A 15120-nucleotide genomic window follows, 5' to 3' on the forward strand; every position below is an offset into this window, starting at 1 on the left:
TACAAAAAATACACGTTCCGCTTCGTCCGGAACGTGTATTTTTTATGCCGTGATTTTATTCGCTTTCAGAAGACTCGTAACCGCTTCGCTGATTTTCGTTGCGACATAGGAGTTGTTCATGGTATAAAGGTGGATTCCGTCCACTCCCTGCGCGACAAGATCGACAATCTGGTCGATCGCGTAGGCGATCCCCGCATCCCGCATTGCGTTTGGATTATCCCCGTACCTTTCCATCACTTTGACAAACTTTTTGGGAAGCGTCGCCCCGCAGAGGGTAACCATCCGTTCAATCTGCTTTCTGTTCGTCACCGGCATGATCCCGGCCTGGATCGGCACATCGATTCCGGCAATTCTGGCGCGTTCCAGGAAGGAATAGAAACAGCTGTTGTCGAAAAAAAGCTGGGAAATCAACTGGTCCGCGCCCGCGTCAACTTTTTTCTTCAAATTAAGAATGTCCTTTACAATTCCGCCCGATTCCGGATGTCCCTCCGGGTAACACGCCCCGATGATATTGAAATCGCCGTTTTCCTTCAGGAACGAAATCAGGTCGCTCGCGTGCCTGAAATCGGCCTTGGGGGGAATATCCGGGCTGAGGTCCCCGCGCAGCGCAAGAATATTTTCAATGCCGTTCCGCTTCAGGCTTTCAAGCGTCTCAAGCACTTCCTCCTTCGTAAAGTTGATGCATGGGAGATGGGCGACGCTCTCAAGGCCGTATCTGTTCTTGATAGCGGAGGCAATCTGAACGGTGTGGTTGCTTCCCCCGCCCGCGGCTCCGTAAGTAACGCTGATGAAATCGGGGGAAAGCCCGTTCAGCTCCTGCAGAGTATGATAAACTACATCGATCGAAGAAGTTTTCTTGGGCGGAAAGACTTCAAAAGAAAACACCGTTTTTCTTTTGAACAGTTCGTTTGTGCGCATTGACCCATCTCCTCTCCGCATATTGGAACCATAGGAATCAGTTTCTATCAGGATAGCATAAAAGCGCCGGGACAGCCAATTTAAAAAGCTTATGGCCTGACATAGAGATGACCTATGCTGGCTCTTTCCGCCCATTCCGCGAAAAGAAGCATCCGCGGCAGCCGTCGCGCTTTTGACCAGGGTTTACAACCGCTGTAAATCCGCCGTTTCCTTTCGATCGCCGCGAGCGCTGCCGTCCGAGCAGATCGTGGCCCCGCCCACCACAATGTCCCCGCTGTAAAACACAATCGCCTGGCCGGGCGCAACAGCCCTCTGCGGTTTTTCAAAGTTTACCATGACCTTTCCCCCGTCAAGGGGAGTCACGACCGCCGCCTGCTCCTTCTGCCGGTAGCGGACCCGCGCCGTGACGCGGGCGGGGGCGCTCAATGTCTGATATGCAATCAGGTTGAATCCGTCCGCGACGAGCGACGAAGAGTACAGTTCCTCATTGCCGCCAAGCGTCACGGTATTTTCCCGGACGGATTTCCCGCGGACATACAGCGGCTTTTCAGCGGAAATCCCAAGCCCTTTCCGCTGTCCGATGGTGTAGCGGATCAGTCCCTGATGCTCCCCGAGGATTTTTCCGTCCGCACCGAGAAAGGCCCCCTTCGGATAAGCCTTTCCGGTGTACCTCTCAATGAACGCGCTGTAATCGCCGTCCGGGACAAAGCAGATATCCTGACTGTCGTGCTTGTGAGCGTTGACCAGCCCCTGCTCTTCCGCGATTTTGCGCACATCCGCTTTGTTCAGTTCTCCGAGCGGAAACAGAGTATGCGCAAGCTGCTCCTGCGTCATGGAATAGAGCACATAGCTTTGATCCTTGCCGCCGTCGAGTCCCTTTTTCAGGAGATACCGTCCCGACGCTTTCTGGAACTCAATGCGGGCGTAATGCCCGGTGGCCACGAAGTCGCAGTCCAGTTCCTGCGCCCGGCGGAAAAGCCTTTCAAATTTCAGGTAGCGGTTGCAGTCGATACAGGGATTCGGAGTCGCTCCCGCTTCGTAAGCGGCCACAAACCTCCGGATCACCTGCTCTTCAAAGTCGGCGGTGAAGTTGAACACATGGTAAGGGATTCCGATGCGGTGGGCGACGCTTCTCGCGTCTTCGATATCGTCCAGGCTGCAGCAGGTATTGGTCCGCTTCTGCCCGACGATTTCATTTTCATAGAGCTTCATCGTGGCGCCGACGCACTCGTATCCCTGTTTTTTCAGCAGATAGGCGGCGACGCTCGAATCGACCCCGCCGCTCATGGCGACAAGAACGCGCTTCATGGGTTCTCCTTTCGCAGTCTGGAAACAGCGGATGTCACGGATAAAATAATCCGGCTGATTTCTTCCGGTGTGTTGTATTCGCTCAGGGAAAGCCGCAGCGACCCTCGAGCGAGGCGGTCCGGCACCCCCATGCTGCGGAGAACATGGCTCGGTTCCAGCGCTCCCGCGGAACAGGCCGAGCCGGCCGAAGCGCTGATGCCGTCTGCGTCCAGCAGAAGGAGCAGCGGCTCGGATTCGACGTCCTCAAAGCAAAAGTTCACGATTCCCGGGACCCTTCGCGAACGGCCGCCGATCAGGTAGGCTCCCCTGATCCGCTCCAGCCCGGAGATGAGCTCCTCGCGCATCCGGGCAATATAATCCGCATTTTCTTCCAGTTTTCCGCAGCTCTCCCGAAGGGCCGCCGCCATGCCGGCGACGGCCGGAACATTTTCCGTTCCGGCCCGTCCGCCCCGTTCCTGCCCGCCTCCGCGGATCAGGGAAACCGGCCGGATGCCCCTTCGGAGATAAAGCGCGCCGATCCCTTTTGGACCGTGAAATTTGTGCGCCGACAAAGACAGCAGGTCCACGTTCATTTCTGAAAGGTCAATCGGGATATGCCCCGCCGCCTGCACGGCATCCGAATGAAAAAGGACATTGTTCCGGCGGCACAGGTCTCCGATCTCTTTGACCGGCTGGACCGTCCCCACCTCATTGTTCGCCGCCATGACGCTGACAAGGCAGGTGTCGGGCCGTATCGCTGAGGAGACCTGCTCCGGGCGGATGATCCCTTCGGCAGAAACAGGGAGCAGCGTCACCCCGAACCCGCGGGCTTCCAGATATTCCAGCGTGCGCAGGACCGCCGGATGCTCGAATTCCGTGGAAACAATATGCCGCCGCCCGTGCGCGGCCCCCCAGGAGGCGGCCGACAGAAGCGCCTGATTGTCCGCTTCGCTGCCGCCGGAGGTGAAGGAAAGCTCGCGCGCCGCGCAGTTCAGCAGGCCGGCCATGGTTTCCCGCGCCTCCAGCAGGGCCGCAGCGGCTGCCGCGCCGTCCTCGTGCAGGCTGGAAGGGTTGCCGTACCGATCCGTCAGATATGGCAGCATCGCGTCCAGCGCTGTTCCGCTCAATTTAGTTGTCGCCGCATTGTCGGCGTAAATTCTCATTGCCCCAAAAATTTCTTTCTTCCCTTCACCCGTTCGGGCATGTCTGAAGGTCACGCTTTGCTTTCCACTTGCTTCAGCGTCAGATTCATGCTTCCTGTCCGATAGCCGTCAAGATCCAACGTGACATAAGAAAAGCCGAGGCTGTGAAAATATTCTGAGATCCTCAGCCGATTTTCTTCCTCGATGAGCCGGCCCAGTTCGCCGGGCAACACTTCCACCCTTGCCATCGCCCCATGAATGCGGACTCTGACCTGATGAAAGCCCATGTCAAGCAGCAGCTGTTCCGCCCGGTCGACCATCCCGAGCTTTTCCCTGGTAATGGCTTCGCCGTAGACAAACCGGCTGGAAAGGCAGGCGAACGACTGCTTGTCCCATGTCCGAAGGCCAAGCTGTCTGGACAGATCCCGGATGTCCTTTTTGGTCATCCCGGCGTACCTCAGCGGGCTCTTTATTCCAAGTTCCGCCACCGCCGCAAGACCGGGCCGATAATCTCCGTTGTCGTCCAAATTCGAGCCTTCCGCCACTTCCGATATGCCCTGCTCATCCGCGATCTTTCTGATCTTTGTGAACAGTTCGTGCTTGCACAGATAACAGCGGTTTTTAGGGTTCCGGCCGAACCCCTCAATTTCCAGTTCCTCGCTGTCCACAATAAAATGCCGGATTCCCTCCTCCCGGCAAAAGGCTTCCGCCTCGCGGAGCTCTCTCTCGGGAAAAGAACAGGATCGCGCTGTGACGGCAATCGCGTTTGAGCCCAGAACGTCATGCGCCGTCTTCAGCAAAAACGTGGAATCCACTCCGGATGAGAACGCAACCGCCACGCTCCCGAGCTGAAAGAGGTAATCTGTCAGCCGCCCGTATTTTTCATTCGGTGTCATAAGTCCCATTCCTTTATAAAGGACAGGATCAAAACCATGTTTTGCCTGTCGGATTTCCGCAGCCCGCAAAAAGGTCCGGTACCAGCGCGGGCGGCGCCCCATTCCATATGATTCCTACTGAAATTATAGGTTATATCCTTTGTTTTGTCAATGAGTTGCGGAGTTCGTCCGGAGAAGATCCGGCCCCATGTTTTTTCAAAAAGCGGCTGTTGAAAAAGATGGCAAAAAATATCAGTTTTAAAAAATCGGTTCAGGGCAAAATAAGGATTCGGGAGGGTTAAGCTCCTATGTATATATTTTTCTTTATTTTATTGCTGATATCAGTCTTTCTCATTGCATCATTTACTGAGCCTGCCCGTGTCGTGCTGAATCTGGATACTGATGAAAACAAATTGCTGATCCGGGGATCATGGCTGATTCAAACCGTTTCGGTTCAATTTTTAAAAAAAGGACCGTGCCAAAACTTCTCCGTCTTTTTTTCCGACAACCGCGTTGCGTCATGGGATCTAAAATCAAAGCCAAAAGGGAAACGCAATTTTTTTCATATCCGCGGCCTCTCCGTGGAGCAGGCTTGCTGCAATGCCGCCTATGGATTCAGGACCCCTTTCCTTACCGGCATTTCCAGCGGATTTTCTCTTTTCATCCAATCTATTGTCCCCAATATTTCGATCGATATGGCACCGGATTTTTTTTCCGATCATGCCTATCTGGTTGTGAAAGCAGAGGCAAAACTGAACTTGGGTAAAACATTCGTAAACTTTATTCTGAAAAGGCCCGCTAAAAGGAGTGAAAAATATTATGGATCAATTGGAGATATCTGAAAACGTCGACACTTTATTCCACAGTCTGGAAAATTTTACGCAGAATGAGGGCGTTATCGGGAAACCCGTCACACAGGGAAACAAAACGCTGATGCCCGTCGTCTCCGTAACGATAGGCTACGGGGGCGGAAACGCCTCCATGAAGAGCCAGATGAACGCCGCCGCCTCAAACAATGGGAGTTCCAACACCGGCTCCGGAGCACTTGGGCTTGGGGCCAAGCTGAATACGGAAGCAGTGATCGTTTTCGACAGTCAGAGCCAGGACATTTCCATGCTTCCCATGAATCCTAACGGAGCAAGTCAGATCGTTGACAAGATTCCGCAGATCATCTCTAACATGAATCAGGGTAAACAGGGCAATACTCAAACACAGCAGCCCCAGGGCTAAAATGAATCAGGCTCCGAAAGATCGGAGCCTTCTCTTTTTTTGCCGAAAAGCGCTTTTGTATTATAAAATTTTGCGTTCCGGTAATTCTATTCGAAGAAAATTATGCAGATGTCAGGCAGAGGGATTCACTGAAAATGCACAAAATGGAATTAAGCGGACCACAGCTGCAAAAAATGACCAAATTGATTTTTAATCCCTACTCGGGAAACAGGAAACAATCTGCTGAACAATTGATGGAAGTTGAATCGGGCCTTCAGCAATCCGGCTCCCTTTTTGAAACATATTTCACGGAGCCGGACGGTAATCTCGGCGAAATGATCCATGACGCCTTCATAAGAGGCATTCGTCGTTTCACAGTGTGCGGCGGGGACGGGACCGTCTCCTCCGTGGCGAGAGAGTTGAACGGTTACGGGGCAATCCTGAACATTATTCCAAAGGGCACCCAAAATAACATTGCATACAGCTTGAAAATTCCCTTCGATCTCGATTCTGCGATGCGGTTATCAAATTCGGGACAAGCTGAGACGGTTGACATTGGTTTGCTGACCAGCGGAAAAAAATATTTTTCTTTTCTGGAAGTGTGTTCAATCGGATTGATTTCCAGCGTATTTTCGTCTGCCGACGCGATCCAGCACGGGAATTTTCTCAGAATCAGCGACTTTATCTCAAAATTGGCAAAAACAAAGCCTGCTCAGTTCCACATGCTGGTCGATGATAAATATCAGCTCAACGGCACCGCATACTGCATCGTTGTTTCAAGCATGCCTTATATATTTCGCCATTACGAAGTCGGGCCGGCTCACGCCTACCGCGACGGCCTTTTGGACGTCTCTGTGTTTACAGACATGACAAAACTGGATTTAGCAGGCTGCGCCATAAAAATCAACAGCCTGGAAGATGAACGGATTCAGAGATTCTGCTCAAAAAAAATCGAACTGGATACTTTTCCGGACCTGCCCGTGATGGCCGACGGCGTTGATCTTGACTTAGGGCATATCAAAATCGAAGCACAACGGTCCTCTTTTCAAGTCATAACCGGATATAAATGATGAGAATATTAAAAATGAGAAGAAAAACCAGTCTGTTGCCTGCGAACCCTCTTCAATGGCTTATTCTGATCTTATCGGCACTTTTCGTCACCGTTGCCGTTGTGCCCAGCCACCTTTGGGTATCGCTTTGGAAGGCGGTCCAAGCCAGATTATTCTGGGTTCTTATGCTTGCCTTTTTTTGCATTCTGGCGCTTTCGTTCGTCTGGACATCATGGGAATCGGCGGATATCCGGCTGTTTCAGCTATTCAACGGGAAAGGCGGCAGACCCGGCTGGCTCGATCTGTCAATGCTGGTTGTTACGCAGCTGGGCAACGGCCTTTTTGCTTATCTGGCAGCTTTCATTTTTTATATGCACTCCCAAAAACTTTTTTCATATGAATTGGCGGTTGGAAATATCTTCTTATGGCTGATCGTGGAAATACTGAAACTATTTTTTCACAGGAAGCGGCCGTACAATGCGTTGACGCAGATCCGCATTGTGGGCATAAGGGAAAGAGGCGCATCGTTTCCAAGCGGTCACACAAGCCAGGCCTTTTTCATGGCGTCCCTGGTTTCCAATTACTTCATTTTAGGCCAGGGGATTAAGATATCATTCTACTTGATCGCTTTATGCGTTGGCATAACCCGCATGTACGTGGGAATGCATTTCCCGCGAGACATTCTGGGAGGCGCGGTTCTGGGTACTTCCTGGGGCATGTTGTGCATGATCCTCATCGGCAATTGGCATTTGTAAAGCGAGGGTTTCCCAATCGGCGCGCCGCCCCGCGCGTCCGGACTGACGGACATGAGCCTCGCTTTGGCAAACGGTTTCGCTGTGCGCCTGCCGGATGGGACAAGCCGGATTATGCCCCGCAAAAAGGGCCGAAACCGAGTTCGATAATTTAATGACAACATACAATCGTCAAAAATCGACTATTTAAAAAGCAATAGAAAAACTGCTGTATCAAGATTATTTCCCATCGATAATAACAAATTCTGAAGTTGGTAATTATAGATAATAATCAAATCAATGTTAATTTCTTATAAATACTTGATAATTTTGACGGGATCGTGTATTATGAAACACAGATTATATGACATCATATTATAGGATGCCAATGAAGGAGGAATTTCAGTTGAAAAGCAGAAAGTTTACCGCAAAAATCGTTTCCATGTTGATGTGTGCTCTGGTGATCATGGCATTCCCTATTTCCACCTTCGCAGCGAGCGGAAGCAGCACGGCAAATCCAAGCAGCGCAGCGGGCACGGCCAAAGACAACTCGAAGGTTGTAAAACTTGCGTTTACGGATTCTCCCACATTAAAAGTTGGCGATATGACGATCTATCATCCGTCCTATGCCGCCATGCTGGCTTTTAAGGGGGCCTTTGAGAAATCCACCGGCGGCGAGTATACGGTCGATCTGTATCCGAACGGCGTTTTGGGAGACGCGTCGTCCACCATTGAACAGATGCTGGCCGGAACCCTTACCGGCAGCACTCCCGCGGACGGCACCCTGTCATCATTCGCGCCGGATATCCAGGTGTTTACGATCCCCTATCTGTTTTCCAACCCCACCGCCGCCTATGATGTTCTGGACGGCGATTTTGGCACTCAGCTGTTTGACAAGATTGCAAAAGACACCAGGATCCGCATTATTGCCGCCTACGATAACGGCGGTTATCGGAACTTTACCAACAGCAAGCGCCCGATCAAAACGGCCGCAGACATGAAGGGATTAAAGATTCGCGTCATGGAAAGCCCGGTGTACATAAAGATGATCGAAGCGCTGGGCGCCACCGCGACCCCGATCGCATTCCTGGAGCTGTACAGCGCATTGCAGACGGGCGTTGTGGACGGACAGGAAAACTCCGCCGTCACCACCCTTGGCTCCTCCTTAAACGAAGTTCAGAAATATTGCACCCTGGATGGGCACCTCCTTGGCCTTGCTTTCCTTACAATCAGCGAGGACTGGTACGAGAGTCTGGACGCCGCCACCCAGGCGAAGGTTGACGAAGCCGGCAAAGAGGCGACCCTGGCCTCGCGCGGCACCTGCCGTTACGCCGAGGCGCTGGCGATTGACACTCTGACGAAAAAAGGCGTTGAGGTCTACTCCCCGAACGAGAAGGAACTGGAAACCTTTAAGGTCTGCCAGGCTCCCGTCATCGAATACCTGAAGTCGAATCTGAAAGATCCCAGCCTGGTAGACGAACTCCAGACTGCAATTAAGAATGTGAATACAAACGGAACGGCTGCGAATACTTCCAGCTCCGGGAACTCGGCAGCCGCGTCTGCAGCGAATTCCTCCTCGCCATCGGGCGGAAGCAACACCGGCATCATCATCGCCGTCGTCGCGGTTCTGCTGATTATCGTCCTCTTCGCATTCTCCCGCAAAAAGGGCAAAAAACAGGAATAATAAGAAAAGCCGCTCAAGCCGCCGCCCCGAGAACTGTCCCCGGGGCGACGCGCCAGTGCGGACCGGGAAATCGGCCGGAACCCCGACCCATCGGATACGGCCGGCTCCCAACGCATGAGAACACAGGAAGAATTCTTTCATTTTAACAATTTCTCTATTTAGACAGTACAAGGAGGAAATATGAACAAAGTCCGGAAAATATGGGACGTAGTGGATGAATTTTTGGAATTTATCAATTCCATGGTCCGAATCTTCTGCGTGGCAGCACTGGCGGGCATGACACTTGTCGTGTTGGTGCAGGTATTTACCCGAATGATTCCAGGGATCAAGGCGCCGACCTGGACCGAGGAAATGTCCCGATACATCATGATCTACGTTGCGTTTATCGGCGCCAGCAACGGGATCCGGCAGTGGAACAACATCAGCGTCGATTTCATATTCACCCGCTTGCCCCGGATCCCCCGCCTGATCGTCGACGTCGTGATCCATCTGACAATTTTGGTGTTCTGGTGCCTGGTTGTTTACTGGGGATATATCTACTTCCCCAAGGTCGGCGGAAGGCAATTCAGCGCCTCCATGGGATTTCCGCTTCTTTACGCACAGATGTCGCTGATTATAGGCGGGGTGCTGTCGATTTTGCAGACAATCGGGAAAACGGTCGAACTGCTGATGGGAGGTCTCAAGGATGTTTGAATTTGGCATAGCGACTTTAATTCTGATCGTGACGATCCTGGTTGGGCTTCCCATCGCTTTTTCCATCGGCGTTGCAACGATCGTATATATGCTGATGACCAACCCGGCAAATATTTTGGTCATCCCGATCCGGATGTTCTCCGGCATCAACTCTTTTACACTGATGGCGCTGCCGCTGTTCATGTTCGCCGCGGAGATCATGGTGCGCACGGGCATCTCCTCAAAGCTGTTCGACTTTGTCCGGATGACGGCGATCGGCAAAAAACGGGGCGGGCTCGCCTACGTGAACATTCTCGCCAGCACGATCTTCGGCAGCATCTCAGGCGCGGCCCTGTCCGATATCGCCGGCCTCGGCAGGATTGAAATAGACGCAATGGAGGAAGACGGCTACGACAAAAATTTCTCGTGTGCCATAACCGCCGCGTCTTCCATCGAGAGCCCTCTGATTCCCCCCAGCAACATCGCCATTTTATATGCGGGGACCATGTCCCTCTCTGTGGGCGCCGTCCTGTACGCGGGCTTCATCCCCGGACTGATCCTGGCGGGCACGCAGATGCTGTATGTCCTGCTGAACGCAAAGCGGCTTAATCTGCCAAAACATGCGAAAACATACACCAGGGAAGAAAAGCGCGCGATCCGCATCAGCGGCTGGATCGCCATGGGCATGCCCCTGATTATCCTGATCGGCATCACCGGCGGCTTTTTCACACCCACAGAGGCGGCCGCGATGGCAGTGCTGTACGCTCTGATCGTAGGAATCTTTGTGTTCAAAAATCTCACGGTCAAAATGGTCGTCGACTCCCTCTGGAACGCGGCGGTGACAACGGCAAACCTGTTCCTGATCACCTCGATCTCCGCGGTGTTCGCCTGGGCGATCGGCCTCCAGAACATACCTCAGCAGCTTGCCGCGTTCATGACCGGCATCTCGAGCAACCGCTACATCATTCTTCTGATTATCAATATCATTCTTCTGATTGTCGGCATGTGGATGGAGACCTCGGCGGCGGTGCTGCTGTTTGCCCCGATCCTCGCACCCATTGCGGTCGCGATGGGCGTCAGCCCGATCCATTTCGCCGTCATCATGATCGTAAACCTTACGATCGGCCTGATCACGCCTCCCGTCGGCGTGGTGCTGTACGCGACGTCTTCGGTCGGCAGAATAAAATTCGAGGACCTCGTCAAATCCATCCTGCCATTTCTCGCGCTGTCCTTTATCGCTCTGTTTATCATCACAATGTTCCCGCAGGTAAGCCTGTTCCTGCCTTCGCTCCTGGGGCTTGGCCAGTAAGGCCTGGTCCCCGGTAAGGAGCTTCGCTGCCCGGCTTGCGGGCGGACTATTTTTATAGAATGTTTTGTGAAGAAGGAGAAACTATGTCAAAAAAATTTGAAGGTATCATTCCGCCGATTGTCACGCCTTTCGACGAAAAGGGCGAAATCGACGAAGAAAAGCTTCGGCGTGAAATGGGGCTCTGCATGGACGCGGGCGCAGACGGCCTGAGCGTCGGCGGAAGCACCGGAGAAGGTCCGACTCTGCGTGACGAGGAACTTCAGAAAATGATCAAAATTGCCAAAGGTTATCTTTCGCCGGAACAGTCCCTGGTCTGCGGGGTGATGCGCACCTGCACCCGGGACGCGGTGAAGGCGGGTTTTGCCGCCAAAGAAGCCGGCGCGGACGCCATTATGGTGACCCCGACCGCCTACAACGTTCTCGTTCCCAATGCGGAGGGAATGTTCGACTTTTACAGCACCATTTCCAAAGAGGTGCAGCTTCCCATCATTATCTACAACGTGATTCCGCAGAACACGATCTATCCGGATCTGTTCCACCGTTTGCTGAATGAAACCGAGTACGTGATGGGAATCAAGCAAAGCGTCGGCGGCATTCAGGCGCTGTACGCGGATCTGATGGAAGTCGGCGGGCAGGGCCGCGTTTACGCCGCCACGGACGACATGATCTATTCCTGCTTTGATTTGGGAGCCGCCGGCGCCATTTCCGCGATTCTTTCCGTTTTCCCGAAAGAATCCGTGGAAATGTGGAACTGTGCTAAAAACGGCGACCATGCGAAGGGCCTTGCAATCCAAAAGTCCCTTTATCAAAAGTGGCAGTGCCTGGGTGGGAATCAGTTCCCGATCCGCATCAAATACGCTTTGAAATGTCTCGGCAGGGACTGCGGTTATTGCAGAAGTCCGATTACGTATTTGCCAGAAGACGAAAAAAGGGTCATTGAAAACGCTTTTAGTAAATAACTCATAAATACTGAAAAACAGAAAAGAGAGGAACCGACATGAACAAATTTGTAGAGAAATACGGCCAGATCCTGCTGCCCCTGCTCACCCCGTTCGATGAAAACGAAGCTGTGGCATATGACAAATATGCCGAGCTGATCGAATACCTGATCCGGAACGATTTATGCGATTCTCTGATCGTCACGGGAACGACGGGAGAAGCTTCCCTTCTGACCTTCGACGAGCGGGTAAAGCTGTTCGAAACCGCCGTCAAGGCTTCCGCGGGACGCAAGCCCGTGATCGCCGGAACCGGATGCGCCTCCACAAAGGAAACCGTCGCCCTGACCAACGAGGCCGTAAAACTGGGCATTGAAACCTGCCTGGTCGTCTGCCCGTTCTACAACAAGCCCACCCAGGAGGGCCTGTACCGGCATTACAAGAAGCTGGCAGAATCCACGAAAGCGAACATCATGCTGTACAACATTCCCATCTTCGTCGGGGTGAATCTGGAGGCCGAAACGGTCCATCGTCTCGCGGCCATCCCCAACATCGTCGGGGTCAAGGACGAAGCCGGAATCAATCCGACCCAGGTGACCGACTTCTTCCTGGCGACCAAAGACGTGGACCCCGATTTCGCCATTTACAACGGCGACGACGTCATGCTGCTGCCCACCATCGTACAGGGAGCCATGGGCCTGGTTTCCGGCGGCGCCCATATCTTCGGCCATGAGATCCGCGCGATCTTCAAAGCCTTCGCCGAAGGCGACAACGAAAAAGCAAAAGAGCTGTTCGTGCCGATCTACCGCTTCTGCAAATCCACGGGCCAGAACGGCCGCATCCTCCCCAACTCCATCTTGCGCCCCGCTGTCGAAGCCGTGACCGGCGTCAGGATCGGTCCCGCCCGCGGCCCGCTGGCCCCCGCTACCGACGAAGAAATGGAAGTCACTCTCGGCATCCTCAAAGAAATCGGAAAACTGTAAAAGCATGGATTGAGATGCCTGAAGGGCAGGCCTGTCCGTCCCAAGTTTCCGAAACGGGTAGAACAATATGCAGTACATACCAACAAGGAGAAAAACGCTCTGCGGAAATGCCGGAACCACTGGCGGCTCCGGCTTCCGCCGGCACTCCATTCGGGTATTTCATTACGATTCTTCGAAACAGGTGAGAAAATGGGTTTAAAAAGGCCGAAGATCCTTGTGGTCGGCAGTTTTATGATGGACCTGATCGCCTCCGCGCCCCGGGTCCCGAGCATGGGAGAAACCGTCATTGGAACATCCTTCCGCACCGCACCCGGCGGCAAGGGCGCAAACCAGGCCGTGCAGTGCGCACGGCTCGGCGCCTCCGTCACAATGGCGGGCTGCGTGGGCGGCGACGCTTTTGGCCGTGAGATGACGGACGCCGCAAAGGAATCCGGCGTGGATGTTTCCCACGTCAAGATCAGCAAGGAGCATTCCTCCGGCGTGGGCAACATTCAGCTGGAGATCAGCGAACACGGCGCCAGGAACCGCATTCTTGTGGTGCCCGGCGCCAACTTTGACCTGACTCCCGGCGACCTGAAATGGATGAAAGACGAAATCGGCCAGTTCGATTTGCTTATGCTTCAGTTGGAACTGACGATGCCCGTTGTAAAATATGCGGCCGCCTGCGCTCATGCCGCCGGCGTGCCTGTCATGCTGAATCCGGCCCCCGCGGCGCCTCTGGACGCGGAGCTGCTGAAGTGTGTCACCTACCTCTCCCCCAACGAGCATGAAGCCGCGCTGCTGGCCGGCCTGCCTCTGAGGGCAGACAGCGGCGCCGTCAACCGGGAAGACTTAAAAAAAGTCACCGGTGCGCTGCGGGCAAAGGGAGTGGACCGCGTGATCGTCACACTGGGCGGGAACGGGTCCGCAATCGCCGGTGCGGAGGGCATCCGGTATACCCCCTGCGTCAGCATGCCGGACGTAAAAGACCCCACCGCCGCCGGAGATTCCTTCGTGGCGGCCTTCTGCACCGGCATCACCGCCGGCCTGCCGGAACGGGAAGCGCTGGCATTTGCCTCCCACGCCGCCGCGATCACCGTATCCCGCATGGGGGCGATGCCCTCGCTGCCCACGGCGGCGGAGGTGCAGGCCCTGCTGCGCGAACGCGGATACACCGGGTTCGATCCCGCCGAATTGAACGCCTTTCTGTAAACTGCGGCGGAATGAGGCTGTTTTCCATGGAAAGGAAGATGCAATGATGCTACAAAAGGAAAGCAGGCAGGCTGTGGATCTGTTCCTGGCTTCTGCCAAAAAAGAATTTTCCGACTTTGCCGATAAACTTGGCGGCGGCACCTATGAAAAAGCCGCTGAAATGATCCTGGACGCCCAGAGAAACGGCAATCGTCTCCATATCACCGGGATCGGCAAACCCGGGCACGTCTCCGCGTACATGGCATCCCTGCTGTCCTCCACCGGCAACCCCTGCTATTTTCTCCACGGCACCGAAGCCGTTCACGGCTCCTGCGGCCAGCTGGTGGCGGGAGACGTGGTGATCTGCATTTCCAACAGCGGAGAAACGGCGGAGCTGAAAGCCACGGCCATCGCGGTCCGCAACAACGGCTGCAAGCTGATCGCCGTCACAGGCAACCCTCAAAGCTGGCTTGGAACTTACTGCGACGCCTGCCTGTACGCCGGTGTGAAGGAAGAGGGCGGTCCGCTGAACCGCGCGCCGCGGAATTCCATTCTTGCGGAGCTTTTGACGCTTCAGGCGCTTTCCGTCGCGCTTCAGGCGGAACGCGGCTGGAACCCGGAGCAGTATGTCCGTTGTCATCCCGGCGGGAAACTGGGACAGCTGAAGGAAAACGAGAAATAAGGAGGTCCTGAATCATGTTGACCATAGACTGCATCCATCCCGAACTGATGCGGGTGCTTTCACTGCTGGGACACGGCGATAAAGTTCTGATCGCCGACGGCAACTACCCGCTGGCTTCCAAAACAGGAGACGCGGAAAAGATCTGGCTGGGCCTGCGGCCCGGACAGCCTGCCGTCACCGATGTTCTGGAGACGCTGCTGCATGTCATCCGCGTGGAACAAGCGGAAGTCATGAGCCCGGGCGACGATTCCACGCCGGAAATTTTCGGCGAGTTTCAGAAACTGCTGGGCGGCATGGAATTGGCCAAGCTGGGGCGATTTGAATTTTACGACGCATGCGGCGAAAAGACGCTGCGGCTGGCAATTTCCACCGGAGAGAAACGCACCTTCGCCAACATTCTCCTCACCGTCGGCGTGGCATAGCGGAAACCGTGCCGTGCGGGCAGAAGGGAGGCTTGCCCGCACGGCAGCCGCG

Annotated in this window: 16 protein-coding genes; 12 read left to right on the forward strand and 4 right to left on the reverse strand. The window is 54.2% G+C overall.

The genetic code is table 11. The annotated features are described in order from the left end of the window. Positions 1 to 42: 42 nt before the first annotated feature. The 4 genes from metF to larE all read right to left on the reverse strand — a co-directional run bounded on the left by metF (position 43) and on the right by larE (position 4243). Complete coding sequence (gene metF, locus EQM14_RS12570; RefSeq protein WP_128743494.1) at positions 43 to 918, reverse strand: methylenetetrahydrofolate reductase [NAD(P)H]; 876 nt, start codon at positions 916 to 918, stop codon at positions 43 to 45. A gap of 183 nt (positions 919 to 1101) precedes the next feature. Further along, complete coding sequence (gene mnmA / locus EQM14_RS12575; RefSeq protein ID WP_128743496.1) at positions 1102 to 2226, reverse strand: tRNA 2-thiouridine(34) synthase MnmA; 1125 nt, start codon at positions 2224 to 2226, stop codon at positions 1102 to 1104. After that, entirely contained in the window at positions 2223 to 3368 is a 1146-nt protein-coding gene (locus tag EQM14_RS12580; RefSeq protein WP_128743498.1) for a cysteine desulfurase family protein, read from the reverse strand. The genes mnmA and EQM14_RS12580 overlap by 4 nt, the downstream gene beginning before the upstream one ends. A 50-nt stretch (positions 3369 to 3418) precedes the next feature. Next, positions 3419 to 4243, reverse strand: coding sequence for an ATP-dependent sacrificial sulfur transferase LarE (larE, locus tag EQM14_RS12585; protein WP_243112525.1), 825 nt, complete (start codon positions 4241 to 4243; stop codon positions 3419 to 3421). Positions 4244 to 4530: 287 nt separating this feature from the next. Here larE and EQM14_RS12590 point away from each other — a divergent pair, with 287 nt between their 5' ends. The 12 genes from EQM14_RS12590 to EQM14_RS12645 all read left to right on the forward strand — a co-directional run bounded on the left by EQM14_RS12590 (position 4531) and on the right by EQM14_RS12645 (position 15068). After that, the gene (locus EQM14_RS12590) at positions 4531 to 5064 is read left to right on the forward strand and encodes a hypothetical protein (RefSeq protein WP_128743502.1); all 534 of its coding nucleotides are present in this window, start codon (positions 4531 to 4533) and stop codon (positions 5062 to 5064) included. Further along, on the forward strand, positions 5042 to 5452 hold the full coding sequence (locus tag EQM14_RS12595; RefSeq protein WP_128743504.1) for a GerW family sporulation protein: 411 nt from the start codon (positions 5042 to 5044) through the stop codon (positions 5450 to 5452). The genes EQM14_RS12590 and EQM14_RS12595 overlap by 23 nt, the downstream gene beginning before the upstream one ends. A 173-nt stretch (positions 5453 to 5625) precedes the next feature. Further along, complete coding sequence (locus EQM14_RS12600; protein ID WP_164919077.1) at positions 5626 to 6501, forward strand: diacylglycerol/lipid kinase family protein; 876 nt, start codon at positions 5626 to 5628, stop codon at positions 6499 to 6501. Positions 6502 to 6515: 14 nt separating this feature from the next. Beyond that, a complete protein-coding gene (locus EQM14_RS12605; protein WP_164919078.1) occupies positions 6516 to 7235 on the forward strand; it encodes a phosphatase PAP2 family protein in 720 nt (239 codons plus the stop codon). A 382-nt stretch (positions 7236 to 7617) separates the two neighbouring features. Then, positions 7618 to 8895 carry a TRAP transporter substrate-binding protein gene (locus tag EQM14_RS12610; RefSeq protein WP_164919079.1) on the forward strand — a complete coding sequence of 426 codons (1278 nt, stop codon included), beginning with the start codon at positions 7618 to 7620 and terminating at the stop codon, positions 8893 to 8895. A gap of 180 nt (positions 8896 to 9075) precedes the next feature. Beyond that, entirely contained in the window at positions 9076 to 9588 is a 513-nt protein-coding gene (locus EQM14_RS12615) for a TRAP transporter small permease (RefSeq protein WP_128743512.1), read from the forward strand. Then, a complete protein-coding gene (locus EQM14_RS12620) occupies positions 9581 to 10876 on the forward strand; it encodes a TRAP transporter large permease (protein WP_128743514.1) in 1296 nt (431 codons plus the stop codon). The genes EQM14_RS12615 and EQM14_RS12620 overlap by 8 nt, the downstream gene beginning before the upstream one ends. Before the next feature lie 83 nt (positions 10877 to 10959). After that, complete coding sequence (locus EQM14_RS12625; protein WP_128743516.1) at positions 10960 to 11835, forward strand: dihydrodipicolinate synthase family protein; 876 nt, start codon at positions 10960 to 10962, stop codon at positions 11833 to 11835. A 38-nt stretch (positions 11836 to 11873) separates the two neighbouring features. Then, complete coding sequence (dapA, locus tag EQM14_RS12630) at positions 11874 to 12794, forward strand: 4-hydroxy-tetrahydrodipicolinate synthase (protein WP_128743518.1); 921 nt, start codon at positions 11874 to 11876, stop codon at positions 12792 to 12794. Between the two features lie 189 nt (positions 12795 to 12983). Next, entirely contained in the window at positions 12984 to 13985 is a 1002-nt protein-coding gene (locus tag EQM14_RS12635) for a ribokinase (RefSeq protein WP_128743519.1), read from the forward strand. A gap of 46 nt (positions 13986 to 14031) precedes the next feature. Next, entirely contained in the window at positions 14032 to 14646 is a 615-nt protein-coding gene (locus tag EQM14_RS12640) for a KpsF/GutQ family sugar-phosphate isomerase (RefSeq protein ID WP_128744334.1), read from the forward strand. 14 nt (positions 14647 to 14660) lie between these two features. Further along, entirely contained in the window at positions 14661 to 15068 is a 408-nt protein-coding gene (locus EQM14_RS12645; RefSeq protein ID WP_128743521.1) for an RbsD/FucU domain-containing protein, read from the forward strand. The last annotated feature ends 52 nt before the right edge of the window (positions 15069 to 15120 follow it).

Source organism: Caproiciproducens sp. NJN-50 (assembly GCF_004103755.1).
GTDB lineage: Bacteria > Bacillota > Clostridia > Oscillospirales > Acutalibacteraceae > Caproicibacter.

What these genes read in the sequence shown, in the direction of transcription:
- metF (WP_128743494.1), bottom strand. Translation starts at nt 918, where the DNA reads ATGCGCACAAACGAACTGTTCAAAAGAAAAACGGTGTTTTCTTTTGAA.
- mnmA (WP_128743496.1), bottom strand. Translation starts at nt 2,226, where the DNA reads ATGAAGCGCGTTCTTGTCGCCATGAGCGGCGGGGTCGATTCGAGCGTC.
- EQM14_RS12580 (WP_128743498.1), bottom strand. Translation starts at nt 3,368, where the DNA reads ATGAGAATTTACGCCGACAATGCGGCGACAACTAAATTGAGCGGAACA.
- larE (WP_243112525.1), bottom strand. Translation starts at nt 4,243, where the DNA reads ATGACACCGAATGAAAAATACGGGCGGCTGACAGATTACCTCTTTCAG.
- EQM14_RS12590 (WP_128743502.1), top strand. Translation starts at nt 4,531, where the DNA reads ATGTATATATTTTTCTTTATTTTATTGCTGATATCAGTCTTTCTCATT.
- EQM14_RS12595 (WP_128743504.1), top strand. Translation starts at nt 5,042, where the DNA reads ATGGATCAATTGGAGATATCTGAAAACGTCGACACTTTATTCCACAGT.
- EQM14_RS12600 (WP_164919077.1), top strand. Translation starts at nt 5,626, where the DNA reads ATGACCAAATTGATTTTTAATCCCTACTCGGGAAACAGGAAACAATCT.
- EQM14_RS12605 (WP_164919078.1), top strand. Translation starts at nt 6,516, where the DNA reads ATGAGAAGAAAAACCAGTCTGTTGCCTGCGAACCCTCTTCAATGGCTT.
- EQM14_RS12615 (WP_128743512.1), top strand. Translation starts at nt 9,076, where the DNA reads ATGAACAAAGTCCGGAAAATATGGGACGTAGTGGATGAATTTTTGGAA.
- EQM14_RS12620 (WP_128743514.1), top strand. Translation starts at nt 9,581, where the DNA reads ATGTTTGAATTTGGCATAGCGACTTTAATTCTGATCGTGACGATCCTG.
- EQM14_RS12625 (WP_128743516.1), top strand. Translation starts at nt 10,960, where the DNA reads ATGTCAAAAAAATTTGAAGGTATCATTCCGCCGATTGTCACGCCTTTC.
- dapA (WP_128743518.1), top strand. Translation starts at nt 11,874, where the DNA reads ATGAACAAATTTGTAGAGAAATACGGCCAGATCCTGCTGCCCCTGCTC.
- EQM14_RS12635 (WP_128743519.1), top strand. Translation starts at nt 12,984, where the DNA reads ATGGGTTTAAAAAGGCCGAAGATCCTTGTGGTCGGCAGTTTTATGATG.
- EQM14_RS12640 (WP_128744334.1), top strand. Translation starts at nt 14,032, where the DNA reads ATGCTACAAAAGGAAAGCAGGCAGGCTGTGGATCTGTTCCTGGCTTCT.
- EQM14_RS12645 (WP_128743521.1), top strand. Translation starts at nt 14,661, where the DNA reads ATGTTGACCATAGACTGCATCCATCCCGAACTGATGCGGGTGCTTTCA.